The organism is Rhizobium sp. WYCCWR 11152 (genome assembly GCF_013087615.1).
Classification (GTDB): Bacteria; Pseudomonadota; Alphaproteobacteria; order Rhizobiales; family Rhizobiaceae; genus Rhizobium; species Rhizobium indicum.
In genome coordinates this window covers 495,324-521,862 of record NZ_JABFCP010000020.1, presented here as the reverse complement: position 1 = coordinate 521,862, position 26,539 = coordinate 495,324, and the positions used below count along the sequence as shown (strand labels likewise).

Genomic DNA, 26,539 nt, shown 5'->3' with positions numbered 1-26,539 from the left:
TAGAACTAACCCACCGAAACAGTCAACACACCCAACCAAAGTTTTTTGACATTTTTGTAACAGGTTGAAAATGAAGGGCTTTTATCGCCTATCTCCAAAAACGAGCAAATCCCCCACCCGATCGGACGGTTTTTGAGATTCGTTTTGCCGAATCCTGAAGGATAGGCTTCGGCGAGGGAGATGAACCCTATATGGGGCGCTTGACGCGGAATTCCAGGGTGCTTGCCTATGCCACGCCTCACTCGCTAGTTTGGCGATGAAGAAAGATCCGGCGGAGTGAAGAATGCTTGTCCTCGATGAAGAACAGACGCGCGCGGCCCTGCCCTGGCCGGAATTGATCGAGGCGATCGCCCGCATGTTCCAGAGCGAATGCGTGATGCCGGTGCGTCATCACCATGAGATGGAGGTGCCGGATGAGGAGAGCGCCACATTGCTCTTGATGCCCGCCTGGGTTCCCGGACGCTATGCGGGGGTAAAGACGGTCTCGGTCTTTCCAGGCAATGTGCGGCGGGGCCTGCCGGCGATCTTCGGAACCTATCTTCTTTCCTCCGGCGCTACCGGGGAAATGCTTGCCGCAATCGACGGCGGCGAGTTGACCGCCCGGCGGACAGCGGCGGCATCGGCGCTGGCGGCCCGTCATCTCGCCCGCCCCGACGCGGAAGAGTTGCTCGTCTGCGGAACCGGACGGTTGTCACTCAATCTGATGCTGGCTCACGGCACGACCCGGCCGATCAAGAGGTACCGGGTCTGGGGCCGCAACCGGGCAGCGGCGGAAAAGATCGCAGTCGAAGCCCGGGCGTTCGGCTTGAATGCCGAGGCAGTGGCGGATGCTGAAGTCGCAGCGCGGACGGCGGATATCATTTCCTGCGCCACGCTTTCCAGCGCGCCGCTGATATCAGGCGAATGGCTGAAGCCCGGCGCCCATCTCGATCTCGTCGGCGCCTTCAAGCCGAGCATGCGCGAAAGCGACGACGAGGCCATCCGCCGTGCCTCCGTTTATGTCGACACCCGCGCCGGCGCCATCGCCGAGGCAGGCGACATCGTCCAGCCGCTGAAAAGCGGCGTGCTGAAGGAAGGCGACATCAGGGCTGAGCTTGCGGAACTCGTCAGCGGCGGTCATGGCGGACGAAGCCATGACGCAGAAATCACGCTGTTCAAGTCGGTGGGTGCGGCGTTGGAGGATCTCGCCGGCGCCATCCTTGCCTATGAGACAGTGACGGGCCAAAAGTGACAATCAGTGCATCCTTGCCGGAGCTTCCGGTTTCACATGTCCTGCCGGCCGTCGCTGCCGCGCTGGAAAAGCAAAAACGCGCCGTTCTTTCCGCCCCGCCCGGCGCCGGCAAGACGACGCTGGTGCCGCTTTACCTGCTCGGCAAGGCCTGGCGCGGCGACGGCAAAATCATCCTGCTGGAGCCACGGCGGCTGGCGGCGCGGGCGGCAGCAAGCCGGATGGCATCGCTCATCGGCGAACAGGTCGGCGAGACGGTCGGCTACCGCATGCGCCTCGACAACAGGATATCGGCAGCGACACGGATCGAGGTGGTGACCGAAGGGGTTTTCGCCCGGATGATCCTCGACGATCCGGAACTGAACGGCGTCTCGGTGGTGATCTTCGACGAGTTCCACGAGCGTTCGCTGGACGCAGACTTCGGACTCGCTCTGGCGCTCGACGTCCAGTCGGCGCTGCGCGACGATCTGCGCATCCTGGTGATGTCGGCGACCCTCGACGTCGAACGCGTGGCCGCCCTGCTCGACCATCCACCTGTTATCGAAAGCCTGGGGCGCAGCTTTCCGATCGATATCCGTTACCAGGATCGGCCGGGCGGCGATCGTATCGAGGATGCCGTGACGCGAGCGATACTCGATGCCCATGCCAACGAGGCCGGCTCGATCCTCGCCTTCCTGCCCGGCCAGGCGGAAATCACCCGGACCGTCGAACGCCTGCAGGGACGATTCGGTGCCGAAACGCTGATTGCGCCGCTTTACGGCAATCTCAGCCAGAAAGAGCAGGATGCGGCGATCCGCCCGGCATCCAAAGGGATGCGCAAGATCGTGCTTGCGACATCGATCGCCGAAACGTCGATCACCATCGACGGTGTCAGGATCGTAATCGACAGCGGGCTGCAGCGTCTGCCGGTGTTCGAGGCGTCGACCGGGATCACGCGGCTGGAGACGGTGCGGGTGTCGCGGGCTTCCGCCGATCAGCGGGCGGGCCGCGCCGGACGAACGGAACCGGGCATCGCCGTCAGGCTGTGGCACCAGGGACAGACGGCGGCACTGCCGGCCTTCACCCCGCCGCAGATCCTTTCCAGCGATCTCTCTGGGCTGGTGCTCGACCTCGCACATTGGGGCGTTCAAGATCCGGCATCCCTTGCCTTCGTCGATCAGCCGCCGGAAACGACGCTGAGGGAAGCGCGCGCGCTGCTTGGCCAACTCGGAGCCCTAGACAAGGACGGAGCGCTGACGGAGCGCGGCAAGGTCATGCGGGATCTCGCTTTGCCGCCGCGGCTTGCCGCCATGGTCGTCTCGGCGGGAGAAGCGGGACACGCACGGGATGCGGCGATGATCGCCGTGCTTCTCACCGAACAGGGGCTTGGCGGAACGAGTGTCGATATCGAGGAGCGACTGCGACGCTTCAAGGCCGAGTGGGGCGAGAGAGCAGAGGCCTCGCGGCGGCTGGCGGGACGGCTGGCGAACAGCCTCGACAGGGTTGCCTCAACGGCGCCGGCGCTTGCAGGCCAGCTGCTGCTGCATGCGTTCCCGGATCGCATCGCGCTTCAGCGCGGCGGGCGCGGCCGGTTCGTGATGGCGAACGGGCGCGGAGCAGAGCTGCCGGAAACCGAGAGGCTGGCCGGCAGCCAGATGCTGGTGATTGCCGACCTGACCGGACGGGCCGCGCAGGCGCGGGTTCTGGCGGCAGCCGAGGTGACACGCGGCGACATCGAAGCCGAGTTGCCCGGTGAGATCAAAACCGGCGACCAGATATTCTTCGACCGCCAGAGCCGGCAAATCCGGGCGCGGCGGGCAACCCGGCTTGGCGCGATCGTCTTTGAAGAGACGCCCTTGCCGCGCCCTTCCGGGGCAGCGGTCACCCAGGCGCTGGTGGAGGGGGTACGCGAGCTGGGGCTCGATCAGCTTGCGTTCTCGAAGGAGGCCGTGCAGCTGCGCGAGCGGATCGGATTCCTCCACAGGACGATCGGCGAGCCTTGGCCCGATGTCAGCGACGATGCCCTGCTTTCCCGGCTCGACGACTGGTTCGCACCCTTCCAGACGGAGGCCCGCGGCCTTTCGGAGATTTCCGCGGCCGGGCTTTCGAACGGACTGATGTCGCTGGTACCGCACGAATTGCAGCGCGACCTTAGCCGGCTTGCGCCGACCCATTTCGAAGCGCCTACCGGCCAAAGGCATCCGATCCACTATGAGGGCGAGGAGCCGGTTTTGACGATCCGCGTGCAGGAGCTGTTTGGACTGAAGCAGCATCCGGCCATTGCCGGTGGCCGTCTGCCGCTGCTGCTCGAGCTCACCTCGCCGGCGCACCGGCCGATCCAGACGACACGCGATCTGCCGGGCTTCTGGGCCGGCTCTTGGAAGGATGTGCGTGCCGATATGCGCGGGCGCTATCCCCGGCATCCCTGGCCGGAGCGGCCGGAGGATGCGTTGCCGACGACACGGGCAAAACCGCGTGGTACATGAGGGCCATTCAAGGAGCCCCCGGGCATGATCGACAAGCCTAACATGATCGACAAGACGGAAGGCTATACGCTGGAGGACCGGCACAACAGCCGCAGGCTGCGCCTGCAGACACTGGTGCGGCTGCGCTGGCTTGCCGTCGGCGGACAGGCGCTGACGGTTTTCATCGTTGCCTTCTGGCTGAAATTTCCCTTACCGCTGGTTGCCAGTTCTTCGCTGATCGCCGCCCTTGCCTGGGTGAATTTCTACCTGACGATCCGTTATCCGCCAACACATCGGCTGGAACCGCCAGCCGCCTTCGCGCTACTCGGCTTCGACCTTTTGCAGCTCTGCGCGCTGCTCTTCATCACCGGCGGCCTTGCCAATCCCTTCGCAGCGCTCGTCTGCGTGCCGGTCATCATCTCCTTTGCCTCGCAGCCGATTCGCTACAGCACCGCGCTGATCGGCGTTGCGATGGTCTGCATCACGGTGCTTGCCTTTTCGCCCTTTCCGCTGCCCTGGTTCGACGGGGTCGAGATCAACGTGCACAACGTCATGCAGTTCGGTGTCTGGTGTTCGATCGCCTCGACCATGGCATTCGCCGCTTTCTATGCCTATCGGGTCTCGATGGAAGCGAGCCAGCTTGCCGATGCGCTGGCTGCGACCGAACTGGTGCTGCAGCGGGAAAAGCACTTGTCGCAGCTCGACGGACTGGCGGCCGCCGCCGCCCATGAGCTCGGCACACCACTTGCGACCATCAGCGTCGTCGCCAAGGAAATGGAGCGGGAACTCAAGAACGATGATCGTTTCCGCGAGGACGTGATGCTGCTGCGCAGCCAGAGCGAACGCTGCCGCGACATCCTGCGGCGGCTGACGACGCTTTCCTCCGAAGGCGAGGCGCATATGCGCCGGCTGCCACTTTCGTCGATGATCGAGGAGATCGTCGCCCCGCACCGGGAATTCGGTATCACTCTCGAGCTCATCGAAAAGAGCCCGCGCAAGGGCGAGCCGGTCACTGACCGCAATGCCGGCATCATGTATGGGCTCGGCAACCTGATCGAAAACGCCGTCGATTATGCGCGGGAGAAAGTGATCGTCACTGTCGAGCACGATCACGACAAAGTGCTGATCGTTATCGAGGACGATGGCAACGGTTATGCGCCTGACATTCTGACGCGGATCGGCGAGCCCTATGTGACGAAGCGACAGAAAGAGGATACGGCGGGTGGCCTCGGGCTCGGGCTTTTCATCGCCAAGACGCTGTTGGAGCGCTCCGGCGCATCGCTGATTTTCGAGAACCGCGATCCGGAAAGTGCGGGCGCGCGTATCCGGATCGAATGGCCGCGCATGCTGATCGACGCAAATTCGACAAAATGACTTTGTCGGCATAAACAGGATATAAGCGGTTGACGCAGATCGGGCGTTCAACCGTCGGGACCGAGACGATGACAGAACAGAATCATGACAATTTCGCCGCGTCGGATGAGGACCATATCGGTCCCGACGCCAGCCTGCTGATCGTCGACGACGACGGGCCGTTCCTGCGCCGCCTGGCGCGGGCGATGGAGACACGCGGCTTCCAGGTGGAGACGGCCGAATCAGTGGCGGAGGGCGTTGCCAAATCGAAAGGCCGGCCGCCGAAATATGCGGTGGTCGACCTTCGGCTCGGCGACGGCAATGGGCTCGATGTGATCGAGGCGATCCGCCAGCGGCGTGACGACACCAGGATCATCGTTTTGACCGGTTATGGCAATATCGCAACGGCAGTGACTGCCGTGAAGCTTGGCGCCGTCGACTATCTGGCAAAGCCTGCGGATGCCGACGACGTTTTCGCGGCGCTGACGCAGCGGCCGGGCGAAAAGGCGGAGCTTCCCGAAAATCCGATGTCGGCCGATCGGGTGCGCTGGGAGCACATCCAGCGGGTCTATGAAATGTGCGAGCGCAATGTTTCCGAAACGGCGCGCCGGCTCAACATGCACCGGCGGACACTGCAGCGTATCCTTGCCAAACGCGCGCCGAAATAGGCGAGCACCTCGCGCGTTTATAATTAGACATCGTCCACAGTGAACGGTTTTCCGTTCGCCCATTCGGCCATCATCAGCCTTTGCGCGGCGGCACGCGAGAAGTTGAGCGTGACGGATTTGCGCGTGGCCGGCGCCATGCGGTGTTCCGGCGCCTCGCGAATCATATGGGCGCCATAACCGTCCGACAGGAACAGGCCGCATTCCTCGGGAAAGATCTCCAACGGCACATCCTGGTGAGTCGCGAAGAACAGGCGGTCGCAATGCAACCTGTATTCCGGCCATTTGCGATCCACCCTGAAATCTTCGATCGAGGTCTTGATTTCGATGATCCACACCTCGCCCTTTTCCGAAAGAGTAATCAGATCGGCGCGGCGACCGCTGGCCAGCGGCAGTTCAGGCAGCACGGCGTGGCGCATTTCATGCAGCAATATCTGCGTTCCGCGCCGCACCATCATGGCCCTGTCCGATTGCCGGCCATCGATTAACGGATTGTTATTGTAAACGCTCAAAATCGTCATGGATAACCATCGCGGGGGCTGGCGTGTTGTTGCAAAAAAACCATGCGCTTCTAATTTGCGCGGCAGACGAATTTGTCGCGCTGCAGTAGCCTTGCAAAGCGCAAGTTAATCGAAAATAAACCATAATCAACGATGGTCGAAAGACCGTTCTCCTTGCCCCAAAACTTCAAGAGTCATCCATGCGCATCCGCAATGCATTCCCTGTATTTGGCCTGCTGGCGACACTCGCTCTGGCCGGTTGCTCGACGACCTCAGACAGCGCATCCGTCGACAACAAGGGCGCAGGCCCGACGGTTCAGACGGCACAGATCTTCAACGACGCCTACGGCCTGACGAAGGATGCCGGATACTCCCTGCCGGCGATCCCGATCGACAGGGTCAAGCCGCAGTTCCGCCGCCAGGTCGTCAGCTACCAGACCACAGAGCGTCCCGGAACGATCATCGTCAACACGCGCGAGCGCTTCCTCTATTACATCCTGGCCAACGGCAAGGCGATGCGCTACGGCATCGGCGTCGGCAAGCAGGGCTTCGCATGGGCCGGCACCGCCTACGTCGCCTGGAAGCAGGAATGGCCGAACTGGCACCCGCCTAAGGAAATGGCCGTCCGCCGGCCTGATCTCGCCAAGTACGTCGAGGACGGCATGGGTCCGGGTCTCAGCAATCCGCTCGGCGCGCGCGCCATGTATCTCTTCAACGAGGACGGCAAGGACACGCTCTTCCGCCTGCACGGCACGCCGGAATGGGCTTCGATCGGCACCGCCGCTTCCTCGGGCTGCATTCGCCTGATGAACCAGGACGTCATCGATCTCTACAGCCGCGTCCGCCCGGGCAAGGGCACGTCCAAGGTCGTCGTCATTCAGTAAGCTAATTATCGAATTCGGTATAAAAAAGGCCGCCGAACTATCGTTCCGGCGGCCTTTTCGTATTCTCCGTCAGGCAGTCTGCTTCGCCTTGAGCTCGAGGCGGCGGCGGTGAAGCACCGGCTCGGTATAACCGTTCGGCTGTTCCCTACCCTTCAGGACGAGGTCGAGGGCGGCCCGGAAGGCGACCGAATCGTCAAAATTGCCGGCCATCGGCCGGTAGGCGGGATCCGACACATTCTGCCGGTCTACGACGGCGGCCATGCGCCTCATCGTCTCGATGATCTGAGCTTCGGTGACGACCTTGTGATGCAGCCAGTTCGCCATGTGCTGGGCCGAGATGCGCAGCGTCGCGCGATCTTCCATCAGTCCAACATTGTTGATGTCGGGCACCTTCGAGCAGCCGACGCCCTGATCGACCCAGCGCACGACGTAGCCGAGGATGCCCTGAGCATTGTTGTCGAGCTCGCGCTGGATTTCCTCCGGCGTCCAGTTCGGCCGCACCGCGACCGGCACGGAGAGAATATCGGAGAGTTTGGCGCGGGCGCGATCCTTCAGCCCCTGCTGAACACGGGCGACATTGACCCGGTGATAATGGGTGGCATGCAGGGTCGCGGCCGTCGGCGATGGCACCCAGGCGGTGTTGGCACCGGCCTTCGGGTGGGCGATCTTCTGTTCGAGCATTGCCGCCATCAGATCCGGCATCGCCCACATGCCCTTGCCGATCTGGGCGTGGCCGGACAAGCCGCATTCGAGGCCGATGTCGACGTTCCAGTTCTCATAAGCGGAAATCCAGGCCGCCTGGCGCATGTCGCCCTTGCGAATCATCGGGCCGGCTTCCATCGAGGTGTGGATCTCGTCGCCGGTCCGATCGAGGAAGCCGGTATTGATGAAGACGACGCGCTCGCGGGCAGCACGGATGCATTCCTTGAGGTTGACGGTCGTGCGGCGCTCCTCATCCATGATGCCCATCTTGATGGTGTTGCGCGGTAGGCCAAGCGCATCTTCGACACGCGAGAAGATTTCGACGGCGAAGGCCACCTCTTCCGGCCCATGCATCTTCGGCTTGACCACATACATGGAGCCGGTGCGGGAATTCTTCCGCCGGCCGGAGGGACCAATATCATAAAGCGCGATCAGGCCGGTGATCACAGCATCCATGATGCCTTCAGGCACCTCGTTGCCGTCGCGGTCGAGGATCGCCGGGTTGGTCATGAGGTGGCCGACATTGCGCACCAGCATCAGCGAGCGGCGGTGCAGCTCGAAGGCGGCACCATCCGGGCCAGCATATTGCAGATCCGGGTTGAGCTTGCGGATGAAGCTCGTTCCGCCCTTTGCCACCTCTTCCTGCAGGTCGCCCTTCATCAGGCCGAGCCAGTTGCGATAGACGACGACCTTGTCCTCGGCATCGACAGCGGCAATCGAATCCTCGCAGTCCATGATCGTCGTGATTGCCGATTCCAGCCAGACATCGGAAATATGAGCCGGATCGGCTTTCCCGATCGTCGTCGCCGCATCGATGACGATTTCAATGTGAATGCCATTGTTCTTCAGGAGAATATGCGTGGGAGCGGCGGGATCGCCGCGATAGCCGGCAAAACGCTTGCCGTCCGTCAGCATGGCCTGCTCGCCATCGATCGATCTGACGACCAGCGCTCCATCCTTGACGGCGAAGCTTCCGACGTCCTTCCAGCGGCAGTCCTGCAGCGGCGCTGATGTATCGAGGAAATCGCGCACCCAGGCGATGACCTTCTCGCCGCGCTTCGGATTGTAGCCCTTACCCTTCTCGGCGCCATCGCTCTCGGGAATGGCGTCCGTGCCGTAGAGCGCATCATAGAGCGAGCCCCAGCGGGCATTGGCGGCGTTCAAGGCGTAACGGGCGTTCATCACGGGAACGACGAGCTGCGGGCCGGCGATCGAGGCGATTTCCGGATCGACATTGTCGGTCGAAACCTGGAAGTCCGATCCCTCCGGCAGCAGATAGCCGATTTCGCGGAGGAAGGACTGGTATTCGTCCATATCCGCCGGGGCGCCATGCCGGCGGTACCAGTCGTCGATCTTTACCTGCAGTTCGTCGCGTTTTGCCAGCAGCGCACGATTTTTCGGGGCGAGGTCGTGGATGATCGCCGAAAAATCGGCAAAGAACTTGTCCGCATCGACCGCCAGACCCGGCAGCACCTCCTTGACGAGGAAATCACGAAGGACGGTTTCGATGGCAAGACCGTTCTTATCAACGCGGCTCATGCGACATTCTCCCTGGCAACGACTTTTGAATGCTGCCACTTTGCCCGGCTTTCATTCATAGTCAATTCTGCAATAATTCTAAAGATTTATGCCTTCGTGGAAATTGTGCGCGGCGTCACGCGCATCGGCAGTCCATTCTGCGGCTGCGTCGTCAGCTTCTGCACCGGCCAAGGATTGGTCTGATCGGTGGAATCGAAGCGATAACGATGCATCAGGACAGCAAGCGCGATCACTGCCTCCTGAAGTGCAAAGGTTGCGCCGATGCAGACACGCGGGCCAGCGCCGAAAGGCAGGAACTGAAAGCGGCCGATAGAACCGCGATTTTCCGGCAGGAAGCGTTCGGGCATATAGGCGCGCGGCCTGTCCCAGTGAAGTTCGTGGCGATGCAGCGTCCAGGGCATGACGAGCACCGTGACACCGGCCTCAAGCTCGACCCGCTCCCCCTTGGGGCTTGTCCAGGAATCATCTGATATGGCGGCGCGATTGATGGATGGCGCCGGCGGATAAAGGCGCAAGGCCTCCTCAAAGGCGGCGCGCGTCTGCGGCATCATATCCAGCCATTCCACAGGTTTGGCCCCGGTGGCGAGCACCGCGTCGATTTCTTCCTCCATCCCCTCGCGGATATGCGGGCTGTTCGATACGCAATACAGCGTCCAGGCCAATGCCCGGGCTGTGGTTTCATGCCCCGCGCCGATGAAGGTCAGGATATTGTCTTCGATCTCTTCTTTGGTCAGCCCGTCGGGGCCGGCCTGCTCCAGGAGCAGGGTCAGGAAATCCTCGGGCGCGCTGCTGCGGTCTGCCTTCATCTTTGCAAGCCGCATATCCATCGTGTTGCGCACGATGGCTCGGAATTTCTCCAGCACTTTCTGACCGCCGATGCGTGTCACACGTGGAACCCAGGAGGGAGCGCGCATCAGATCCATCGGATCGACTCGGCCCATGCGATGCAGGAGTTCATTGACGTCGTCGGCGAAATGGCCGCTCGATGTGACGATTTCGCCGGAGAACAATGTGTCAGCCAGAATCGCGAAGGTCAGCTCGGTCATATCGGTGCTGATATCGAAAATTGCGCCTGCCTCGCCTGCGCCCTCATATTTGCGGGCATAATCTTCGGACTGGCGCAGCATCTGCCCGGCAAAGCCTTGGGCATGGCGGGGCGTGAAAATAGGCGCCACCGCCTTGCGCGATCTTTTCCAGACAGGACCTTCGGCGGTCAGAAGGCCGTCGCGGAGGATCGGACGCAGGACGAGCTGGCGCACATCCGACATGCGGTAATTATTGGCATTATCAACAAGCACGTGCTTGATCAGGCCGGGATCATTGACGATCAGCGTCCTCTGGCCGAAGAAATTGGTGCGGATCCACGGCAGCGTGTAGGACGGCTCGCCCCAGAGTTCGAGCGGATTGCGCAGGATGATGCGAATGATTTCCAGCCGGCTCGGCGGCACGGTACGCGGCAGCGGTGCTGGCGGGACGAAGGGGTCCGGACGCATGTCCATCGTAAAAGCCTTTCGGGGAAGATCTAGGCCTTCCCGGCAAGCTTGAAGCTAGAGCAGGCCCTTGAGTTCGTCCAGCTTGTCGTTGATCAGCCAGCCGTAATAATTCTCTTCCGGCCAGACCGCCGCACCGGCGCCGCGGTTTTTCGCAGCAAGTGCTGCGGCGCGCTGGCGCGAATTGCCGACATTATAGAGCGTCGCCGTCAGGCCGGGATTGCCCGAGATATCCATGCCGGCGATCTCCTTGTAATCGTCGATCGACCTGCGGATCGAGGCCGCGACGAAGGCGAGCGAGATATCGGGATCCATGATGGCCCTGTAGACGGCGCCGGCATTCTTCTCGTTCAGCTTCGGATAGCCGGACACGCGGGTCACAAGATCGGAAAGCATCAGCGCCGTCAGCGGATTGACCTGGCCGAGGCCGAAGGTCTGGCCGGCATAAAAGGGCTGGAAGAAAACCGCGCTGAAACGGTTGTTAGGAAAGCTCGTGCCACCCACCGTCTTGCCGCGGAAATCGGTTTCCCAGACATCTTCGCGGCAGGACCAGAGCGTGTAGGAATCGCTCTTGCCCTTGCATTCGGAAAATTGCGGCCGCGCCACGAATTCGTCGACGCTTTCGCCATCATAAGCGAAGCGGAAGCTTTCTCCGGCATAGGAGGCAGCCTTGACATAATAGGCCTGCAGCCGGTCGTAGGCGTCGACATTATAGGTGTGTTCGCCGACGATCGCGCCGACGACATGGATGGGATTGATGCCGTAAGCGCCGGAAATCTTGCGGATCTTGCTCATCAGCTCGCGATCGGTCGCCAGAAGCTCATGAACCTTTTCGTATTTCAGATCGAAGCTGCTCTTGGTGCCCTTGGTACGCCGGATGGAGGCGCCCGGAATATCGGGCTGCTCGGCGTGACGATTGCCGGCCGGCACCGTCTGCATTGCGAAGGCCGGCGCCGAATTCACCAGGGCAACGGCAATCATAAGGCTTGTCAAAAGGCGTCGCACGATCCGTTATCCCGTCCGTTCCATCGTCCTGTTTGCGATGCGGCTGACTGGACCAGAATCTTGGCCGAATAAAGCCGGAGCAGAAAACAAAACGGGCCTTCACTACAGCGCCGCGCGTCTTTTCAGACGCGCAAAGGACGCCGTAGCACTTTGAATTGCTGCATAATTTTATCCCTAAATCGATTCCGATTTAGGGAATTATGCAGTAGAAAGTAAAAGGCCCGTTGTCGAGAGTCGCGTTCGTCACAATCCGTCATTCATGCCGGGAAAGACATGAAGCGGTGCGCCGATATCACAGAATGAAGCGTGAGAGATCGGTATTCTGCGCGAGATCGCCGACATGTTCGCGCACATAGGCGGCATCGATCGTCACGGCCGTCCCGCCCCGATCCGGTGCGTTGTAGGAAATATCGTCCAGCACCCGCTCCATCACCGTCTGCAGACGGCGTGCGCCGATGTTTTCGACGGAGGAGTTCAGATGCACGGCGACATCGGCAAGCGCGTCGATCGCGTCGTCGGTGAATTCGAGGCTCAGGCTCTCGGTCTCCATCAGAGCGCGGTACTGGCGGATGAGGCTCGCTTCCGTCTCGGTCAAGATCCGGCGGAAATCATCCTTGTTCAGCGGACGCAATTCGACACGGATCGGCAGGCGGCCCTGCAGTTCCGGCAGAAGATCCGAGGGCTTGGAGACATGGAAGGCGCCGGAGGCGATGAACAGGATATGGTCCGTCTTGACCGGCCCGTATTTGGTCGAAACCGTCGTGCCTTCGACGAGCGGCAAGAGGTCGCGCTGGACGCCTTCGCGTGAAACGCCGGCGCCCATGCCGCCGTCGCGGGCGGCGATCTTGTCGATTTCGTCGAGGAAGACGATACCGTCATTCTCGGTGGAGCGAACAGCTTCGCGCTGGATCACTTCGTTGTCGATCAGCTTGTCGGATTCGTCACGGATGAGGTCGCCATAGGAAGCCTTGACTGTCGTGCGAACCTTCTTGGTGCGGCCGCCCATCGCCTTGCCGAACATTTCCGACAGGTTCAGCACGCCGATATTGGCGCCCGGCATGCCGGGAATTTCGAAGCCACCCATGCCGGAACCGGCATCGGCCACCTCGATATCGATTTCCTTGTCGTCGAGTTCGCCGTCCCGGAGCTTCTTGCGGAAGTTTTCGCGTGTGGCAGGCGATGCGGTCGTGCCAACCAGCGCATCGAGAACACGCTCCTCGGCGCTCACATGCGCCTTGGCCTGTACCTCGGCCCGCTTCTTCTCGCGCACCAGGCCGATGCCGACCTCGACCAGATCGCGGATGATCTGCTCGACATCGCGGCCGACATAGCCGACTTCGGTGAACTTGGTGGCCTCCACCTTGATGAAGGGTGCGCCGGCGAGTTTTGCCAGGCGGCGGGAGATCTCCGTCTTGCCGACACCGGTCGGGCCGATCATCAGGATGTTCTTCGGCATGACTTCATCGCGCAGGCTCGGGTCGAGCTGCTGGCGGCGCCAGCGGTTGCGCAGCGCAATCGCGACGGCGCGTTTGGCATCATGCTGGCCGATGATGTAGCGATCGAGCTCAGAAACGATCTCGCGGGGGGAAAAAGTGGTCATTGCGTATCATTCTCCTGGCGGTCCAGGGCCATCAACAGCGCCCGGCCGTAATTAGTCGTTGTTTCGCCAAGTCCTTGAAAGCCCGCCTTGGTATAGGCTCTGATTGCGAATGCATTGTCAGGATGCGGATCGACCAGGATCCGCTGCGCGCCCTTTGCAAAGAGCATATCGCAGAACCCTATCATAAAGGCCGGTCCATGACCTTTGCCCGCGAGTTCCTCGATGCCAATGAACTGGTCGATGCCGTAGGTGCCCTTCGGCTGACCGGCGAGCGCTTCATCGTCCTCGTCGTCGAGATCGGCCGCCTGGATAAAGGCGAAGTCCTTTCCATTCAGCGTGACGATGAAGCACGAGACGGAGGCCGCATCGATATGCTTTTCCATCGAAGCCAGCGCCTTGGCCGGATCGCTCCACCAGCGCCTGACGTGCCGGCTTTCCAGCCATTTAGCGAGGAGCGGCAGGTCAACCGCGGCAAGCGGCCGGAAGGCATAGGGTTCAGCCTTCGGCATCCAGCGATTCCACCACGACGTTGTGGTTCGTGTAGACGCAGATGTCGGCGGCGATATCGAGAGCACGGCGAGCGATCTCCTCAGCCGATTTGTCGGTATCCATAAGCGCGAGGGCGGCCGCGAGGGCAAAATTGCCGCCGGAACCGATTGCCGTCGTGCCATGCTCCGGCTCCAGAACGTCGCCATTGCCGGTGATTGCCAGCGTGATCGACTTGTCGGCGACGAGCATCATGGCTTCGAGATTGCGCAGGTATTTGTCGGTGCGCCAGTCCTTGGCGAGCTCGACGGCGGCACGCATCAATTGACCGGGATATTGCTCCAGCTTCTTTTCAAGTCTTTCGAGCAGGGTAAAGGCATCGGCGGTGGCGCCGGCAAAACCGGCGATGACTTCGCCCTTGCCGATGCGGCGCACCTTGCGGGCATTGCCCTTCATGACGGTCTGGCCGAGGCTCACCTGGCCATCGCCCGCCATCACCACCTTGCCGCCTTTTCGAACTGTAATGATTGTTGTCATAAAACACCTGTCTGCCGGGCCGCATGCCGGCCCTGTTGAGCCCTATGTAAGTGGGCCGGAGCGGATTGCAAATGGGCCGGCTTTTCTCTTGCCCGGCTTCTGGATATTTCCCGATGCGCCTGATAAGGAACGGCCTTATTCCCGATGGAGGGCCATATGGCCGAGACCGCAGCAAGCCGCACGGGCAGCGTTTCCCGCAAGACCAACGAAACCTCGATTTCCGTTTCCGTCAATCTCGACGGCACCGGCAAATCGACGATCTCGACGGGCGTCGGCTTCTTCGACCATATGCTCGACCAGCTTTCCCGACATTCCCTCATCGACATGGAGATCGATGCCAAGGGCGACCTGCATATCGACGACCATCATACGGTCGAAGATACCGGCATCGCCATCGGCCAGGCGATCTCCAAGGCACTCGGCGACCGGCGCGGGATCACCCGCTACGCTTCGATCGATCTCGCCATGGACGAGACGATGACCAAGGCTGCGGTCGATCTTTCCGGCCGGCCGTTCCTCGTCTGGAATGTCGCCTTCAGTGCGCCGAAGATCGGCACTTTCGACACCGAGCTCGTTCGCGAATTCTTCCATGCACTCGCCCAGAATGCCGGCATCACCTTGCATATTCTCAACCATTATGGCGCCAACAATCACCATATTGCCGAGACATGCTTCAAGGCCGTTGCCCGCGCGTTGCGCACGGCGACAGAGATCGATCCGAGACAGGCGGGCCGTGTTCCCTCGACCAAGGGCACGCTCGTCTGAGCCCTTCAAGGGAGCGGCGGCAATGACATCCAGCTATATCTTCCTGACACCGCCCGGTGGCACGAGCGCCACGGCCGATGAGACGCGAACCATCCGTGACGGCTTCACGCTGCTCGGCTTCCTGTTTCCATGGGTTTGGCTGCTGGCGCATCGACTTTGGCTGCATGCGGCCGCGGCCTTTCTGCTGCAGGGGATTGGTGGTGCGCTGATGGACGAACCAGGCCTCGGGCCGGCGGGAGCGGCAATTCTGCTGGGCGTGAATATTCTGGTCGGTCTCGAGGGCCAGAATTTCCGTGTCCGCAACCTTGCTGCCAAGGGCTGGACCGAAGACGCGCTCATTGCCGCCGATACGATCGGCGTTGCTGAGCAGATCTATTTCTCGGACGGGGCGGTCATCGCAGCTAGTGACGACGCCGCGGCACCGGACTGGCAGAACAAGGCCCGTCCGAACGGCCCGCACGGCGATGCAACATCGCTTGGTCTTTTTGGTTTTGATGGAGGACGCTAACGATGCGCGTTGCGATTATCGACTACGGCTCCGGTAACCTGCGCTCGGCGACCAAGGCTTTCGAACGTGCCGCCCACGAAGCTGGCATCGATGCCCATATCGATCTCACCGACAGGGCGGAGGATGTTGCCGCGGCCGATCGTATCGTGCTTCCCGGTGTCGGCGCCTATGCCGATTGCCGGCGCGGCCTCGATGCCGTGCCTGATATGGCCGAGGTGTTGATCGAGGCTGTCGAGAAGAAGGCGCGGCCGTTCCTCGGCATCTGCGTCGGCATGCAGCTCATGTCCTCGCGCGGCCTCGAGAAGACCGTGACGCACGGTTTCGGCTGGATTCCCGGTAACGTCGTCGAGATGACGCCGGATGATCCGGCACTCAAGATCCCGCAGATCGGCTGGAACACGCTCGACCTGAAGCGCCAACATCCGCTCTTCGAAGGAATTCCGACGGGGTCGCAGGGACTGCACGCCTATTTCGTGCATTCCTACCATCTTGCCGCCGAAAATGCCGAGGATGTTATTGCGACGGCCGACTATGGCGGTCCGATGACCGCTTTTGTCGGGCGCGACAACATGGTCGGAGCACAGTTTCACCCGGAAAAGAGCCAGAAGCTCGGCCTGGCCCTGATCGCCAATTTTCTGCGCTGGAACCCGTAGAGCCCGAACCCGTCAAGCATTGTTCACGCAATCCCGAAGCAAAGCGGCTACACGGTTTTGCTGGAATTTCACCAAGGGCTGGCTTTTAATACAGCCGCCTTATTTCCCTTGTATGTAAACGGCGGAACAGGAGTGTGCTCGATGCCGGCTTCACGGAAATCAGGCAAGGTGTTCTACACGTTGCGGCCCTCCAGGGAAGGCTTGCCGCCCTTTTCTGATATCAAGCTCCCCGGCGGCACGATCATCCGCCGTGTCGACGAAGCCATCCACAGGAAGGCGCTTTCCAATGCAGCCAAGGCGCTGAAAGAAAGGCTGGACCGATGATCCATGAATCTTTCCCCGCAAACGACGGTTCGAGCCGGCGGCAAAACGGGGTCAGCGCCGGCGATATCGCCGAGGCCGTGCTGGAATTCTATATCGAAGGTGAGGACGATCTGATCGGCCTGCTCGCCTACGCACTCTACGAGCGGCAAAAGCGCGATTTCGTTCTCAGCCATCGCAAGCGAAATGCCGGCCGTTCGCCCGATGAGGCCGAGCTTGCCGCCGTCAACAGCAATTATCTCTCGACCGACCTGCGCAACACGCTGCGCGACCGCGCCTCGCAGATCCTTTCGAGTTATGCCGAAACCTATGTCGAGGCGATGGAGCCGCAGATCCGGCTGACTGCCGTCAACAGCGATGCATTGCGCCAGGTACGAAGCATCGAGAAATCGATCAAGAGGCGCCTGGGCTTCTGGCGTCAGGTCCGGGCCGGTTTTGCCGTCACCCTTCTCCTCCTTCTGCTTTTCGGCGCGGCTGCCATTGCCGCTGTCTTTTTCCAATCGGATATCGTAGATGCGTGGAATGCGCTGATGGTACCGACCACTCTACGGATGTAAGACGACATGATCCTTTTTCCCGCGATCGACCTGAAAGGCGGCCAATGCGTCCGCCTGAAGCTCGGCGACATGCAGCAGGCGACGGTCTACAACACCGATCCGGCCGCCCAGGCGAGATCCTTCGAAGATCAGGGTTTCGAATGGCTGCATGTGGTTGATCTCGACGGCGCTTTTGCGGGACATTCGGCCAATGGCGATGCCGTCGAAGCGATCTTGAAGGCAACGGACAATCCCGTGCAGCTCGGCGGCGGCATTCGCACGCTCGATCATATCGAGGCCTGGCTGTCGCGCGGGCTGCGGCGCGTCATTCTCGGCACCGTCGCGGTCAGAAATCCGGCGCTGGTCATCGAGGCCTGCCGGAAATTTCCTGATCGTGTGGCCGTCGGCATCGATGCCAAGGGCGGCAAGGTGGCCGTCGAGGGTTGGGCGGAGGCCTCCGAACTCGGTATCATCGAGCTCGCCAGGAAATTCGAGGGCGCCGGCGTCGCCGCGATCATCTACACCGATATCGACCGTGACGGCATTCTGGCCGGCATCAACTGGAGTTCGACGCTGGAACTTGCCGACGCCGTTTCCATTCCCGTCATCGCCTCGGGCGGCCTTGCCTCTCTCGACGATATCCGCCGCATGCTGGAGCCCGATGCGCGGAAGCTGGAAGGGGCGATTTCAGGCCGTGCGCTTTATGACGGTCGTATCGATCCCAAGGAAGCGCTGGCGCTGATCAAGGCGGCCCGGGCCAAGGAGACCGCATAAATGACCCTCAAGGCCCGTGTCATTCCCTGCCTCGACGTCAAGGACGGCCGTGTCGTCAAGGGCGTCAACTTCCTCAATCTCGTCGATGCCGGCGATCCCGTCGAAGCCGCGAAGGCTTATGATGCGGCCGGCGCGGACGAACTCTGCTTCCTCGACATCACCGCTTCCTCGGACAATCGCGAGACGATCTTCGATGTCGTGTCTCGCACGGCCGACCAATGCTTCATGCCGCTGACGGTCGGCGGCGGGGTGCGCACCATCGCCGATATCCGCAAGCTGTTGCTGTGCGGTGCCGACAAGGTCTCGATCAATTCGGCAGCCGTCAGCAATCCCGACTTCGTCACTGAGGCAGCCGACAAGTTCGGCGACCAGTGCATCGTTGTTTCGATCGATGCCAAACGCCGGCGCACGCAGGCGGTCGGCGGCGACAATCTCAGCGCCTGGGAAATCTATACCCATGGCGGCCGCAACGCGACCGGCATCGATGCCATCGAATTCGCCCAGAAGATGGTGGCGCGCGGCGCCGGCGAGCTCTTGGTCACCTCGATGGACCGTGACGGCACCAAGGTCGGCTACGATCTGGAACTGACGCGAGCGATCGCCGATGCGGTGCGTGTGCCGGTGATCGCCTCCGGCGGCGTCGGCGATCTCGACGATCTCGTCGCCGGGGTGAAGGAGGGCCATGCCAATGCGGTGCTTGCCGCGTCGATCTTCCACTTCGGCACCTATTCCGTCAGCGAGGCGAAGCACTATATGTCGAAGTGCGGCATCGACATGCGTCTCGACTGAACCTTGAAAGCGGACCTATGAGCGGATTTTCTCTTTCCGATCTCGAAAGCATCGTCGCAGAACGATCGAAAGCTTCGCCGGAGCAATCCTGGACAGCCAAGCTCGTGGCCGCCGGCCAGCCGAAAGCGGCAAAGAAGCTCGGTGAAGAGGCGATCGAAGCCGTGATGGCGGCGGTGACCGGCGACCGCGACAATCTGACCTATGAGGCTGCCGATGTGCTCTATCACCTATTGGTCGTATTGAAGATTGCTGAAATACCGTTAGAGAATGTCATGGCCGAGCTCGAGCGCAGAACCGCGCAGTCCGGCCTCAAGGAAAAGGCCAGCCGGCAGAATTCATGAGTATCGCGACTGAGATTATCGGGGTGCCGGAAACGTTGGATCACTTCCAGTCGGAATCCTATTCGCCCTACCACTTCTTCTCTTCCGAACAATGGGCGAAATTCCGCGCCGACACGCCGTTGACGCTGACGAGCGACGAGGTCAAACGGCTGCGTTCGATGGGCGATCCAATCGATCTCGACGAGGTCCGGCGCATCTATCTGTCGCTGTCGCGGCTGCTCTCGGCACATGTCGAATCCTCGCAGATGCTGTTTGAACAGCGCAACCGCTTCCTCAGCCTGTCTGATGTGACGAAAACGCCCTTCGTCATCGGCATCGCCGGCTCGGTCGCGGTGGGAAAGTCGACCACCGCCCGTATCCTCAAGGAACTCCTGGGGCGCTGGCCTTCCAGCCCGAAGGTCGATCTCGTCACCACCGACGGTTTCCTCCACCCCAACGCCGTGCTGCAGCGGGAAAAGCTGATGCAGCGCAAGGGCTTTCCGGAAAGCTACGACACGGGTGCAATCCTGCGCTTCCTCTCGGCGATCAAGGCCGGGCGGCCGGATGTGAAGGCGCCCAGCTATTCGCACCTCGTCTACGACGTGCTGCCGGACGAATACAAGATCGTCGACCGGCCGGACATCCTGATCTTCGAGGGCATCAATGTGCTGCAATCGCGCGACCTGCCTGCCGGCGGCAAGATCGTGCCGATGGTCTCCGACTTCTTCGACTTCTCGATCTATATCGATGCCGCCGAAGACGAGATCCACAACTGGTATGTCACGCGCTTCATGCGGCTACGCGAGACCGCCTTCCGCGATCCGAATTCCTATTTCCATCGCTATGCCTCGATCAGCGACGCGGAAGCGCTCGAAATCGCCGAGGATCTTTGGGCAAACATCAACCTGAAGAACCTGCGGCAGAACATTCTGCCGACGCGTCCACGCGCCGATCTCATCCTGAAAAAGGGCAAGGATCACCTGATCGAACAGGTCGCGCTGCGAAAGCTATAGCAGCGGTCGTTAGAGCCTTTCCGTTTTTCTCCGAATAACGGACACGCTCTATCGCTTTGTTTTTACGCAATTCCGGGCGCAAAACCGCTGCGCACTTTTGCTGGAATTGCTCTAGGCGGTGGGATTGACGCGGCGAAGCGTCAGATTGATGCGGCCACCATTCTTCAGCAGCGTCGACGTCGCCGGATGGATGCGGTCGACGCCGTGGAAACACAGCCTCCCCTCGCCGCCCAGCACCACCAGATCACCGCTCGAAAGCTTGAAAGATAGCGTGCGATCATTGCGGCTGAGGCCGCCGACGCGAAAGAGGCAGCTGTTGCCGAGCGAGATCGAGACGACCGGGGCTTTGAGATCCTGTTCGTCCTTGTCCTGATGCAAGCCCATGCGCGCTTCGTCGGAGTAGAAATTGACGAGGCAGGCTTCCGGCGGCTTGTCGTAACCCGAAACGTCATTCCAGATATCGAGCAATTGCTGCGGCATATCAGGCCAAGGTCTGCCGGTTGCCGGGTGCGTGGGCTGGTAGCGATAGCCGCGCTCTTTGTCCGTCACCCAGCCAAGCGGCCCGCAATTGGTCATGCGCACGGACATCGGCTTGCCGGTGCCGGGCATGGCGGGCACATAAAGCGGCGCTTCGGCGACGACGGCACGGATCACCTCGACCAATGCCTCCTGACGCGCTCGGTCGAGGTAACTGGGGAGATGGCGGATGCCGCTCAAGAGCTCCGGCATGTCACTCACCGCTGCCGCCGCCGGGGCGGCCGCGCATTTTCTTGACTTCCGAGCGACCGGATTTTTCCTTCAGGCGGCGTTCGACCGAACCCTTGGTCGGCCTGGTCTTCTTGCGCGGCGGCGGTGGCGGCTTGGCGGCCTCGAGAATCAGTTCCTTCAACCGGTCGCGCGCATCCTCACGGTTGCGGTCCTGGCTGCGAAACCGGCTCGCCTCGATCATCAGCACGCCCTCCTTCGACAACCGCCGGCCGGCGAGCTTGATCGCATTGGTTTTGACACGATCGTTCAGGGACGGCGAATTCGCGATGTTGAAGAACAGCTGGACCGCGGTCGAGACCTTGTTGACATTCTGCCCACCGGGACCGCCCGCCAGAACGAACTGTTCCGTCAGCTCCCATCCGGCGATGGTGATCCTGTCATCGATATAGAGCGCGTCGCTGGCCATGCGGCGTTCTATCTCACATCGGCGGCGAATTGAAAATATCGGCTGTGATATGGGAAACCCGGCTATCTTGCGATGCCGGGTTTCACGTGAGTCAGAGGTTTGATCTGCCTATTCGGCAGCGACCTTTACGCCGGGGGCCGCATCACGGACGCCGCCGTCGACATGATTTTCGAACTTGGCGAAGTTCGCGATGAACATCGAGACCAGCTTTTCGGCCTGCGCGTCATAGGCTGCCTTGTTGGCCCAGGTCGAGCGCGGATCGAGAATGCTGCCATCGACGCCGTCGACGGAGACCGGCACGGCGAAGCCGAAGTTGGTGTCAGCACGGAATTCGGCCTGTCCGAGTTCGCCGGTCAGGGCGGCAGCGAGAAGCGCACGCGTCGCCTTGATCGGCATGCGCTTGCCGGTGCCATAGGCGCCACCGGTCCAGCCGGTATTGACAAGCCAGCATTGGACGCCATGGCGGCCGATCAGCTCCTTGAGCAGATTGCCGTATTCGGCCGGATGCCGCGGCATGAAAGGAGCGCCGAAGCAGGTGGAGAAGGTCGCTTCCGGCTCGACGACACCCTTTTCGGTGCCGGCCACCTTGGCGGTGTAGCCGGAGAGGAAGTGATACATCGCCTGATCAGGCGTCAATCGGGCGATCGGCGGCATGACGCCAAAGGCATCGGCGGTCAGCATGATGATTGTCTTCGGATGCCCGGTACGGCCCGTTTCCGAAGCGTTCGGGATGAAGTCCATCGGATAGGCGCAACGGGTGTTTTCGGTCAGCGACCCGTCGTCGAAATCCGGCTCGCGGCTTTCGTTCAGCACGACGTTTTCCAACACGGTGCCGAAACGCTGCGTCGTCGCGTAGATTTCCGGCTCGGCTTCGGCCGAAAGGCGGATGGTCTTGGCGTAGCAGCCGCCTTCGAAGTTGAAGATGCCGTTCTCGCTCCAGCCGTGTTCGTCATCACCGATCAGCGTCCGGGCCGGATCGGCCGAAAGCGTCGTCTTGCCGGTGCCGGAAAGGCCGAAGAAGACCGCCGCGTCACCGTCCGGTCCGACATTGGCCGAGCAGTGCATCGGCATCACGCCCTTGGCCGGCAGCAGGTAGTTGAGCACGGTGAAGACCGATTTCTTCATTTCGCCGGCATAGGAGGTGCCGCCGATGAGGACGAGACCGTTGGTGAGATCGCAGGCGATCACCGTTTCCGAACGGCAGCCGTGGCGGGCCGGATCGGCCTTGAAGCTCGGCAGATCGATGATCGTCAGCTTCGGCACGAAGCTGGACAGCGCTGCAGTGTCGGGGCGGATCAGCAGATTGCGGATGAACAGTGAATGCCAGGCGAATTCGGTCACAACGCGGGTCGGCAGAGCATGACCTTCCTCGGCGCCACCGACGAGATCCTGGACGAAAAGCTCCTTGCCCGCGGCATGCGCCAGCATATCGTCGCGCAGCACGGCGAAATGCTCCGGCGAGATCGGCTTGTTGTTGTCCCACCAGATTTCGCCATCGGTATTGATATCGCGAACGACGAACTTGTCGCGCGGCGAACGGCCCGTGTGCTGGCCGGTGATAGCCCGCAATGCGCCTTGAGCGGTCAGTTCGGCTTCGCCCCGGCGGATCGCTTCTTCATAGAGCGCGGCGGCGGAAAAGTTGTAGCGAACGCTGGCTGCGCCGCCCAATCCAACCGTTGCCAGCTCTATTGCCGGGTTATGAACTCCGAACATTTCCATGGCTAGTTCCCTTCACTCAGGCTCGTTGCCGTTAAAACTAATCGCGAAAATACGGGTAGAAATTTTAAAACACAAGATGGAAAACTTGAGAAAATGCAGTGATATCAAATAATTAATCGATTTAAATTTATCGTCTTAATTTTAAATCGTTTGAATAGATCGCGTTTAAAGATTCGGACGCACTACCTAAGATTGCTCGCGAATTTTACGACAATCTTCCCCTTTATCTTTGCCACAATTTGTTCCACCTTTATCCTCCATAAGCGCATCCGGTCACTGAGACCGCCTGGGGAGAGCAAATCCGGGAGATTGCGCACTGATGACGGAGACCAACACCATGCCGACAATCGCGCTCGTTGATGACGACCGCAACATCCTCACCTCGGTGTCGATCGCACTGGAGGCCGAAGGATATAAGGTCGAGACGTATACGGACGGTGCTTCGGCGCTCGACGGCCTGCTGGCGCGACCGCCGCAGCTGGCGATCTTCGACATCAAGATGCCGCGCATGGACGGCATGGAACTGCTGCGCCGCCTGCGGCAGAAGTCGGATATTCCGGTCATCTTCCTCACCTCCAAGGATGAGGAGATCGATGAACTCTTCGGCCTGAAGATGGGTGCCGATGATTTCATCACCAAACCTTTTTCGCAGCGTCTGCTGGTGGAGCGCGTACGCGCTGTCCTGCGCCGCGCGTCAAGCCGCGAAGCCGCTGCTGCCGGCACCAGCCCCACCGGCGCGCCGAAGACCGGCGCGGTGCAGCAGGCCCGCTCGCTGGAGCGCGGGCAGCTGGTCATGGACCAGGAACGCCACACCTGCACCTGGAAGGGTGAGGCAGTGACGCTGACGGTGACCGAATTCCTGATCCTGCATTCGCTGGCGCAGCGCCCCGGCGTCGTCAAAAGCCGCGACGCGCTGATGGACGCAGCCTATGACGAACAGGTCTATGTCGACGACCGGACCATCGACAGCCACATCAAGCGGCTGCGCAAGAAATTCAAGATGGTCGACAACGACTTTGATATGATTGAAACACTCTACGGAGTGGGATACCGCTTCCGCGAAGCAGCCTGAGCCCCGAGCGGCGCAGCGCGCTCCTGCATAATTTCCTAAATCGGCATCGATTTAAGGATTTAATTATGCAGCAGTTCAAAACGTCACAGCGTCCTTTGCGCGTCTGAAAAGACGCGCGGCGCTGTCGGAAATGTTGAGGGCTGCGGGCCGGTCCATCCGGCCCCGCCCTTCGAAAGGGCCTGTCATTGGCACAGTTGGTGCAGGAAAGGGATCTGGACGATGCGGAGGGCGTGAGCACCCGTCGCGTCCGAGGCCGCCGTTGGTCGCATCCCTTCACCCTGATCCGCCGGATCTTCGGCAATGCCGTCTTTTCGAGCCTGACACGGCGCATCCTGTTCTTCAATCTCGTCGCGCTGGTGGTGCTCGTCGGCGGCATTCTCTACCTTAACCAGTTCCGCGAAGGATTGATCGACGCTCGCGCCGAAAGCCTGTTGACGCAGGGCGAAATCATCGCCGGCGCCGTTTCGGCCTCCGCGTCGGTCGATACGAACTCGATTACCATCGATCCGCAGAAGCTGCTCGAGCTGCAGGCCGGCCAGAGCATCACCCCGGTGCCGAACGATGAGGACCTTGAATTCCCGATCGATCCCGAAAAGGTTGCGCCGGTCCTGCGCCGGCTGATCTCTCCGACACGCACACGCGCCCGCATCTTCGATGCCGATGCCAACCTGCTGCTCGATTCGCGCCATCTCTATTCGCGCGGCCAAGTGCTGCGCTTCGACCTGCCGCCGGTGGAGGAAGAGAAACAGACGTGGAGCGAGTGGTTCGCCACCCTCTTCAACAAGGCGCTGCAGCCCGGCAATCTGCCGCTCTATAAGGAAGCGCCGGGCGGCGACGGCTCGATCTATCCCGAAGTGATGAACGCGCTCACCGGCGTGCGCGGCGCAGTCGTGCGCACCACCGAAAAAGGTGAACTCATCGTTTCCGTCGCCGTGCCGATCCAGCGCTTCCGCGCCGTGCTCGGCGTGCTGTTGTTGTCGACACAGGCGGGCGACATCGACAATATCGTCCATGCTGAACGGCTTGCTATCATGCGCGTCTTCGGCGTGGCGACACTCGTCAACGTGCTGCTTTCACTGGTGCTGTCATCGACCATCGCCAATCCACTGCGCCGTCTTTCGGCAGCTGCCATCCGCGTCCGCCGCGGCGCCAAGACGCGCGAAGAGATCCCCGACTTCTCTGCCCGCCAGGATGAAATCGGCAACCTTTCCATCGCATTGCGCGAGATGACGACGGCGCTCTACGACCGCATCGATTCGATCGAGAGTTTCGCGGCCGATGTCAGCCATGAGCTCAAGAACCCGCTGACCTCGCTGCGCAGTGCCGTCGAAACGCTGCCGCTTGCCCGATCCGACGATTCCAAGAAGCGGCTGATGGACGTCATCCAGCACGATGTCCGCCGCCTCGATCGGCTGATCAGCGATATCTCCGACGCCTCCCGTCTCGACGCCGAACTCGCGCGCGTCGATGCCGGCTCCGTCGACATGGAGGTGCTGCTGCGCGACCTGATCGAGGTTTCGCGCCAGGTCAGGAGCACCAAGAAGCAGGTGGAAATCGAATATGCGATCGAACGCAAGCCGAACGTCAAGACGCGCTTCGTCGTCAACGGCCACGATCTACGCATCGGCCAGATCATCGCCAATCTGATCGAGAATGCCCGCTCTTTCGTGCCGGAAAAGGGCGGCAAGATTACCGTGCGGCTGGTGCGGACACGCTCGCGCTGCGTCACCACCATCGAAGACAACGGCCCCGGCATCCAGGCGGAAAATATCGACCGCATCTTCGAGCGCTTCTATACGGACCGGCCGGAGGCGGAAGGCTTCGGCCAGAATTCGGGGCTCGGCCTTTCGATCAGCCGGCAGATCGCTGAAGCGCATGGCGGTTCGCTGAGAGCCGAAAACATCACCGATGCCGAGAGCGGGCATATACTCGGCGCGCGGTTCATCCTCTCTTTGCCAATCGGCGCCGCAGCATGACCGAGGCAGGTTTCAACGTCCATGCGACGGCGATCGTCGTCGGCAAGACGGGGCTGCTATTCAGCGGTCCCTCCGGCTGGGGAAAATCGATGCTGGCCTTCACCTGCATGACCGAGGCGCGCCGGCTCGGGCTTTTCACGGCGCTGGTCGCCGACGACCAGGTGCTTCTCTCCGGAGAGGCCGGCGCGGTGATCGCTACATGCCCGCCGTCGATCGCCGGGCTGATGGAGCTTCGCGGCACCGGCATCGTTCGGCAGGACCATATTCCGCGGGCGACCATGCATTATGCCGTGCTTCCTGGCAGCGCCTCCGGTGAAAACCGGGTGCCTCCAGAAGGCGAAACCGTAAGCCTTGCCGCCGGTTTTTCGCTTCCCGCATTGCGGTTGCTCACAGGCGTCTCTTCACCCCTTGCGATCCTGATGGCAAAAGTGCCTGGCATCGGGCACTGAGGCCTTCCGGATTGGTCAATCTGCCTTATATATTCGC

General features: G+C 61.3%; 27 protein-coding genes. 17 read left to right on the top strand and 10 right to left on the bottom strand.

What is annotated here, in order from left to right:
• Nucleotides 1-283: 283 nt before the first annotated feature.
• The 4 genes from G9X67_RS29865 (at nt 284) to G9X67_RS29850 (ending at nt 5,693) form a co-directional block, all read left to right on the top strand.
• Nucleotides 284-1,231, top strand: a complete 948-nt coding sequence (locus G9X67_RS29865) for an ornithine cyclodeaminase family protein (RefSeq protein WP_138332019.1) — start codon at nt 284-286, stop codon at nt 1,229-1,231.
• Complete coding sequence (gene hrpB, locus G9X67_RS29860) at nt 1,228-3,693, top strand: ATP-dependent helicase HrpB (RefSeq protein ID WP_171600319.1); 2,466 nt, start codon at nt 1,228-1,230, stop codon at nt 3,691-3,693. The genes G9X67_RS29865 and hrpB overlap by 4 nt, the downstream gene beginning before the upstream one ends.
• Nucleotides 3,694-3,717: 24 nt before the next feature.
• Nucleotides 3,718-5,046, top strand: coding sequence for an ActS/PrrB/RegB family redox-sensitive histidine kinase (locus G9X67_RS29855; RefSeq protein ID WP_171600318.1), 1,329 nt, complete (start codon nt 3,718-3,720; stop codon nt 5,044-5,046).
• Nucleotides 5,047-5,114: 68 nt separating this feature from the next.
• Nucleotides 5,115-5,693, top strand: coding sequence for an ActR/PrrA/RegA family redox response regulator transcription factor (locus tag G9X67_RS29850; RefSeq protein ID WP_064649767.1), 579 nt, complete (start codon nt 5,115-5,117; stop codon nt 5,691-5,693).
• Nucleotides 5,694-5,716: 23 nt separating this feature from the next.
• On the opposite strand, the gene G9X67_RS29845 is transcribed toward G9X67_RS29850, so the two are convergent.
• Complete coding sequence (locus G9X67_RS29845) at nt 5,717-6,211, bottom strand: MmcB family DNA repair protein (protein ID WP_012759589.1); 495 nt, start codon at nt 6,209-6,211, stop codon at nt 5,717-5,719.
• A 179-nt stretch (nt 6,212-6,390) separates the two neighbouring features.
• Here G9X67_RS29845 and G9X67_RS29840 point away from each other — a divergent pair, with 179 nt between their 5' ends.
• Complete coding sequence (locus G9X67_RS29840; RefSeq protein ID WP_003544194.1) at nt 6,391-7,074, top strand: L,D-transpeptidase; 684 nt, start codon at nt 6,391-6,393, stop codon at nt 7,072-7,074.
• A 69-nt stretch (nt 7,075-7,143) separates the two neighbouring features.
• Here G9X67_RS29840 and G9X67_RS29835 read toward each other — a convergent pair whose 3' ends face one another.
• From G9X67_RS29835 to hslV, 6 genes are all read right to left on the bottom strand, one after another.
• On the bottom strand, nt 7,144-9,315 hold the full coding sequence (locus G9X67_RS29835) for a malate synthase G (protein ID WP_138332017.1): 2,172 nt from the start codon (nt 9,313-9,315) through the stop codon (nt 7,144-7,146).
• 86 nt (nt 9,316-9,401) lie between these two features.
• Nucleotides 9,402-10,814, bottom strand: a complete 1,413-nt coding sequence (locus G9X67_RS29830) for a cytochrome P450 (protein WP_138332016.1) — start codon at nt 10,812-10,814, stop codon at nt 9,402-9,404.
• Between the two features lie 48 nt (nt 10,815-10,862).
• Nucleotides 10,863-11,810 (bottom strand): DUF1402 family protein, encoded by a 948-nt coding sequence (locus tag G9X67_RS29825; RefSeq protein ID WP_138332015.1) that lies wholly within the window; start codon nt 11,808-11,810, stop codon nt 10,863-10,865.
• 292 nt (nt 11,811-12,102) lie between these two features.
• Complete coding sequence (hslU, locus tag G9X67_RS29820; RefSeq protein WP_129422190.1) at nt 12,103-13,410, bottom strand: ATP-dependent protease ATPase subunit HslU; 1,308 nt, start codon at nt 13,408-13,410, stop codon at nt 12,103-12,105.
• On the bottom strand, nt 13,407-13,919 hold the full coding sequence (locus G9X67_RS29815; RefSeq protein ID WP_138332013.1) for a GNAT family N-acetyltransferase: 513 nt from the start codon (nt 13,917-13,919) through the stop codon (nt 13,407-13,409). Before G9X67_RS29815 ends, hslU begins: the two co-directional genes overlap by 4 nt.
• On the bottom strand, nt 13,906-14,433 hold the full coding sequence (gene hslV / locus G9X67_RS29810; protein WP_012759582.1) for an ATP-dependent protease subunit HslV: 528 nt from the start codon (nt 14,431-14,433) through the stop codon (nt 13,906-13,908). The genes G9X67_RS29815 and hslV overlap by 14 nt, the downstream gene beginning before the upstream one ends.
• Nucleotides 14,434-14,589: 156 nt before the next feature.
• Between hslV and hisB the strand changes: the two genes are divergently transcribed.
• The 9 genes from hisB (at nt 14,590) to coaA (ending at nt 20,112) form a co-directional block, all read left to right on the top strand.
• Entirely contained in the window at nt 14,590-15,198 is a 609-nt protein-coding gene (gene hisB, locus G9X67_RS29805) for an imidazoleglycerol-phosphate dehydratase HisB (RefSeq protein ID WP_003544176.1), read from the top strand.
• Nucleotides 15,199-15,220: 22 nt separating this feature from the next.
• Nucleotides 15,221-15,706, top strand: coding sequence for a DUF2628 domain-containing protein (locus G9X67_RS29800; protein WP_171600317.1), 486 nt, complete (start codon nt 15,221-15,223; stop codon nt 15,704-15,706).
• Nucleotides 15,707-15,708: 2 nt separating this feature from the next.
• Nucleotides 15,709-16,359, top strand: a complete 651-nt coding sequence (gene hisH, locus G9X67_RS29795; protein ID WP_164054610.1) for an imidazole glycerol phosphate synthase subunit HisH — start codon at nt 15,709-15,711, stop codon at nt 16,357-16,359.
• Nucleotides 16,360-16,500: 141 nt separating this feature from the next.
• Nucleotides 16,501-16,683, top strand: coding sequence for a hypothetical protein (locus G9X67_RS29790; RefSeq protein ID WP_029768237.1), 183 nt, complete (start codon nt 16,501-16,503; stop codon nt 16,681-16,683).
• Complete coding sequence (locus G9X67_RS29785) at nt 16,680-17,237, top strand: hypothetical protein (RefSeq protein ID WP_138389315.1); 558 nt, start codon at nt 16,680-16,682, stop codon at nt 17,235-17,237. Before G9X67_RS29790 ends, G9X67_RS29785 begins: the two co-directional genes overlap by 4 nt.
• Nucleotides 17,238-17,243: 6 nt before the next feature.
• Nucleotides 17,244-17,990 carry a 1-(5-phosphoribosyl)-5-[(5-phosphoribosylamino)methylideneamino]imidazole-4-carboxamide isomerase gene (hisA, locus tag G9X67_RS29780; protein WP_094087055.1) on the top strand — a complete coding sequence of 249 codons (747 nt, stop codon included), beginning with the start codon at nt 17,244-17,246 and terminating at the stop codon, nt 17,988-17,990.
• Entirely contained in the window at nt 17,991-18,779 is a 789-nt protein-coding gene (gene hisF / locus G9X67_RS29775) for an imidazole glycerol phosphate synthase subunit HisF (protein WP_138389317.1), read from the top strand.
• A gap of 17 nt (nt 18,780-18,796) precedes the next feature.
• Nucleotides 18,797-19,120 (top strand): phosphoribosyl-ATP diphosphatase, encoded by a 324-nt coding sequence (locus G9X67_RS29770; protein ID WP_171600316.1) that lies wholly within the window; start codon nt 18,797-18,799, stop codon nt 19,118-19,120.
• Nucleotides 19,117-20,112 carry a type I pantothenate kinase gene (gene coaA / locus G9X67_RS29765; RefSeq protein ID WP_003544165.1) on the top strand — a complete coding sequence of 332 codons (996 nt, stop codon included), beginning with the start codon at nt 19,117-19,119 and terminating at the stop codon, nt 20,110-20,112. Before G9X67_RS29770 ends, coaA begins: the two co-directional genes overlap by 4 nt.
• Nucleotides 20,113-20,223: 111 nt before the next feature.
• On the opposite strand, the gene G9X67_RS29760 is transcribed toward coaA, so the two are convergent.
• The 3 genes from G9X67_RS29760 to G9X67_RS29750 all read right to left on the bottom strand — a co-directional run bounded on the left by G9X67_RS29760 (nt 20,224) and on the right by G9X67_RS29750 (nt 23,005).
• The gene (locus tag G9X67_RS29760) at nt 20,224-20,841 is read right to left on the bottom strand and encodes an alpha-ketoglutarate-dependent dioxygenase AlkB (RefSeq protein WP_171600315.1); all 618 of its coding nucleotides are present in this window, start codon (nt 20,839-20,841) and stop codon (nt 20,224-20,226) included.
• Nucleotide 20,842: 1 nt separating this feature from the next.
• A complete protein-coding gene (arfB, locus tag G9X67_RS29755) occupies nt 20,843-21,286 on the bottom strand; it encodes an alternative ribosome rescue aminoacyl-tRNA hydrolase ArfB (RefSeq protein ID WP_025396530.1) in 444 nt (147 codons plus the stop codon).
• Nucleotides 21,287-21,394: 108 nt separating this feature from the next.
• A complete protein-coding gene (locus tag G9X67_RS29750; protein ID WP_171600314.1) occupies nt 21,395-23,005 on the bottom strand; it encodes a phosphoenolpyruvate carboxykinase in 1,611 nt (536 codons plus the stop codon).
• Nucleotides 23,006-23,342: 337 nt separating this feature from the next.
• Here G9X67_RS29750 and G9X67_RS29745 point away from each other — a divergent pair, with 337 nt between their 5' ends.
• From G9X67_RS29745 to G9X67_RS29735, 3 genes are all read left to right on the top strand, one after another.
• Nucleotides 23,343-24,077 (top strand): response regulator transcription factor, encoded by a 735-nt coding sequence (locus G9X67_RS29745; RefSeq protein WP_197725694.1) that lies wholly within the window; start codon nt 23,343-23,345, stop codon nt 24,075-24,077.
• Between the two features lie 185 nt (nt 24,078-24,262).
• Nucleotides 24,263-26,053, top strand: a complete 1,791-nt coding sequence (locus tag G9X67_RS29740; RefSeq protein ID WP_017989882.1) for a sensor histidine kinase — start codon at nt 24,263-24,265, stop codon at nt 26,051-26,053.
• On the top strand, nt 26,050-26,502 hold the full coding sequence (locus G9X67_RS29735; protein ID WP_171600313.1) for a serine/threonine protein kinase: 453 nt from the start codon (nt 26,050-26,052) through the stop codon (nt 26,500-26,502). The genes G9X67_RS29740 and G9X67_RS29735 overlap by 4 nt, the downstream gene beginning before the upstream one ends.
• Nucleotides 26,503-26,539: the final 37 nt, after the last annotated feature.

What these genes read in the sequence shown, in the direction of transcription:
- G9X67_RS29865 (WP_138332019.1), top strand. Translation starts at nt 284, where the DNA reads ATGCTTGTCCTCGATGAAGAACAGACGCGCGCGGCCCTGCCCTGGCCG.
- G9X67_RS29855 (WP_171600318.1), top strand. Translation starts at nt 3,718, where the DNA reads ATGATCGACAAGCCTAACATGATCGACAAGACGGAAGGCTATACGCTG.
- G9X67_RS29850 (WP_064649767.1), top strand. Translation starts at nt 5,115, where the DNA reads ATGACAGAACAGAATCATGACAATTTCGCCGCGTCGGATGAGGACCAT.
- G9X67_RS29845 (WP_012759589.1), bottom strand. Translation starts at nt 6,211, where the DNA reads ATGACGATTTTGAGCGTTTACAATAACAATCCGTTAATCGATGGCCGG.
- G9X67_RS29840 (WP_003544194.1), top strand. Translation starts at nt 6,391, where the DNA reads ATGCGCATCCGCAATGCATTCCCTGTATTTGGCCTGCTGGCGACACTC.
- G9X67_RS29835 (WP_138332017.1), bottom strand. Translation starts at nt 9,315, where the DNA reads ATGAGCCGCGTTGATAAGAACGGTCTTGCCATCGAAACCGTCCTTCGT.
- G9X67_RS29830 (WP_138332016.1), bottom strand. Translation starts at nt 10,814, where the DNA reads ATGGACATGCGTCCGGACCCCTTCGTCCCGCCAGCACCGCTGCCGCGT.
- hslU (WP_129422190.1), bottom strand. Translation starts at nt 13,410, where the DNA reads ATGACCACTTTTTCCCCCCGCGAGATCGTTTCTGAGCTCGATCGCTAC.
- G9X67_RS29815 (WP_138332013.1), bottom strand. Translation starts at nt 13,919, where the DNA reads ATGCCGAAGGCTGAACCCTATGCCTTCCGGCCGCTTGCCGCGGTTGAC.
- hslV (WP_012759582.1), bottom strand. Translation starts at nt 14,433, where the DNA reads ATGACAACAATCATTACAGTTCGAAAAGGCGGCAAGGTGGTGATGGCG.
- hisB (WP_003544176.1), top strand. Translation starts at nt 14,590, where the DNA reads ATGGCCGAGACCGCAGCAAGCCGCACGGGCAGCGTTTCCCGCAAGACC.
- G9X67_RS29800 (WP_171600317.1), top strand. Translation starts at nt 15,221, where the DNA reads ATGACATCCAGCTATATCTTCCTGACACCGCCCGGTGGCACGAGCGCC.
- hisH (WP_164054610.1), top strand. Translation starts at nt 15,709, where the DNA reads ATGCGCGTTGCGATTATCGACTACGGCTCCGGTAACCTGCGCTCGGCG.
- G9X67_RS29790 (WP_029768237.1), top strand. Translation starts at nt 16,501, where the DNA reads ATGCCGGCTTCACGGAAATCAGGCAAGGTGTTCTACACGTTGCGGCCC.
- G9X67_RS29785 (WP_138389315.1), top strand. Translation starts at nt 16,680, where the DNA reads ATGATCCATGAATCTTTCCCCGCAAACGACGGTTCGAGCCGGCGGCAA.
- hisA (WP_094087055.1), top strand. Translation starts at nt 17,244, where the DNA reads ATGATCCTTTTTCCCGCGATCGACCTGAAAGGCGGCCAATGCGTCCGC.
- hisF (WP_138389317.1), top strand. Translation starts at nt 17,991, where the DNA reads ATGACCCTCAAGGCCCGTGTCATTCCCTGCCTCGACGTCAAGGACGGC.
- G9X67_RS29770 (WP_171600316.1), top strand. Translation starts at nt 18,797, where the DNA reads ATGAGCGGATTTTCTCTTTCCGATCTCGAAAGCATCGTCGCAGAACGA.
- coaA (WP_003544165.1), top strand. Translation starts at nt 19,117, where the DNA reads ATGAGTATCGCGACTGAGATTATCGGGGTGCCGGAAACGTTGGATCAC.
- G9X67_RS29760 (WP_171600315.1), bottom strand. Translation starts at nt 20,841, where the DNA reads ATGCCGGAGCTCTTGAGCGGCATCCGCCATCTCCCCAGTTACCTCGAC.
- arfB (WP_025396530.1), bottom strand. Translation starts at nt 21,286, where the DNA reads ATGGCCAGCGACGCGCTCTATATCGATGACAGGATCACCATCGCCGGA.
- G9X67_RS29750 (WP_171600314.1), bottom strand. Translation starts at nt 23,005, where the DNA reads ATGGAAATGTTCGGAGTTCATAACCCGGCAATAGAGCTGGCAACGGTT.
- G9X67_RS29745 (WP_197725694.1), top strand. Translation starts at nt 23,343, where the DNA reads ATGCCGACAATCGCGCTCGTTGATGACGACCGCAACATCCTCACCTCG.
- G9X67_RS29735 (WP_171600313.1), top strand. Translation starts at nt 26,050, where the DNA reads ATGACCGAGGCAGGTTTCAACGTCCATGCGACGGCGATCGTCGTCGGC.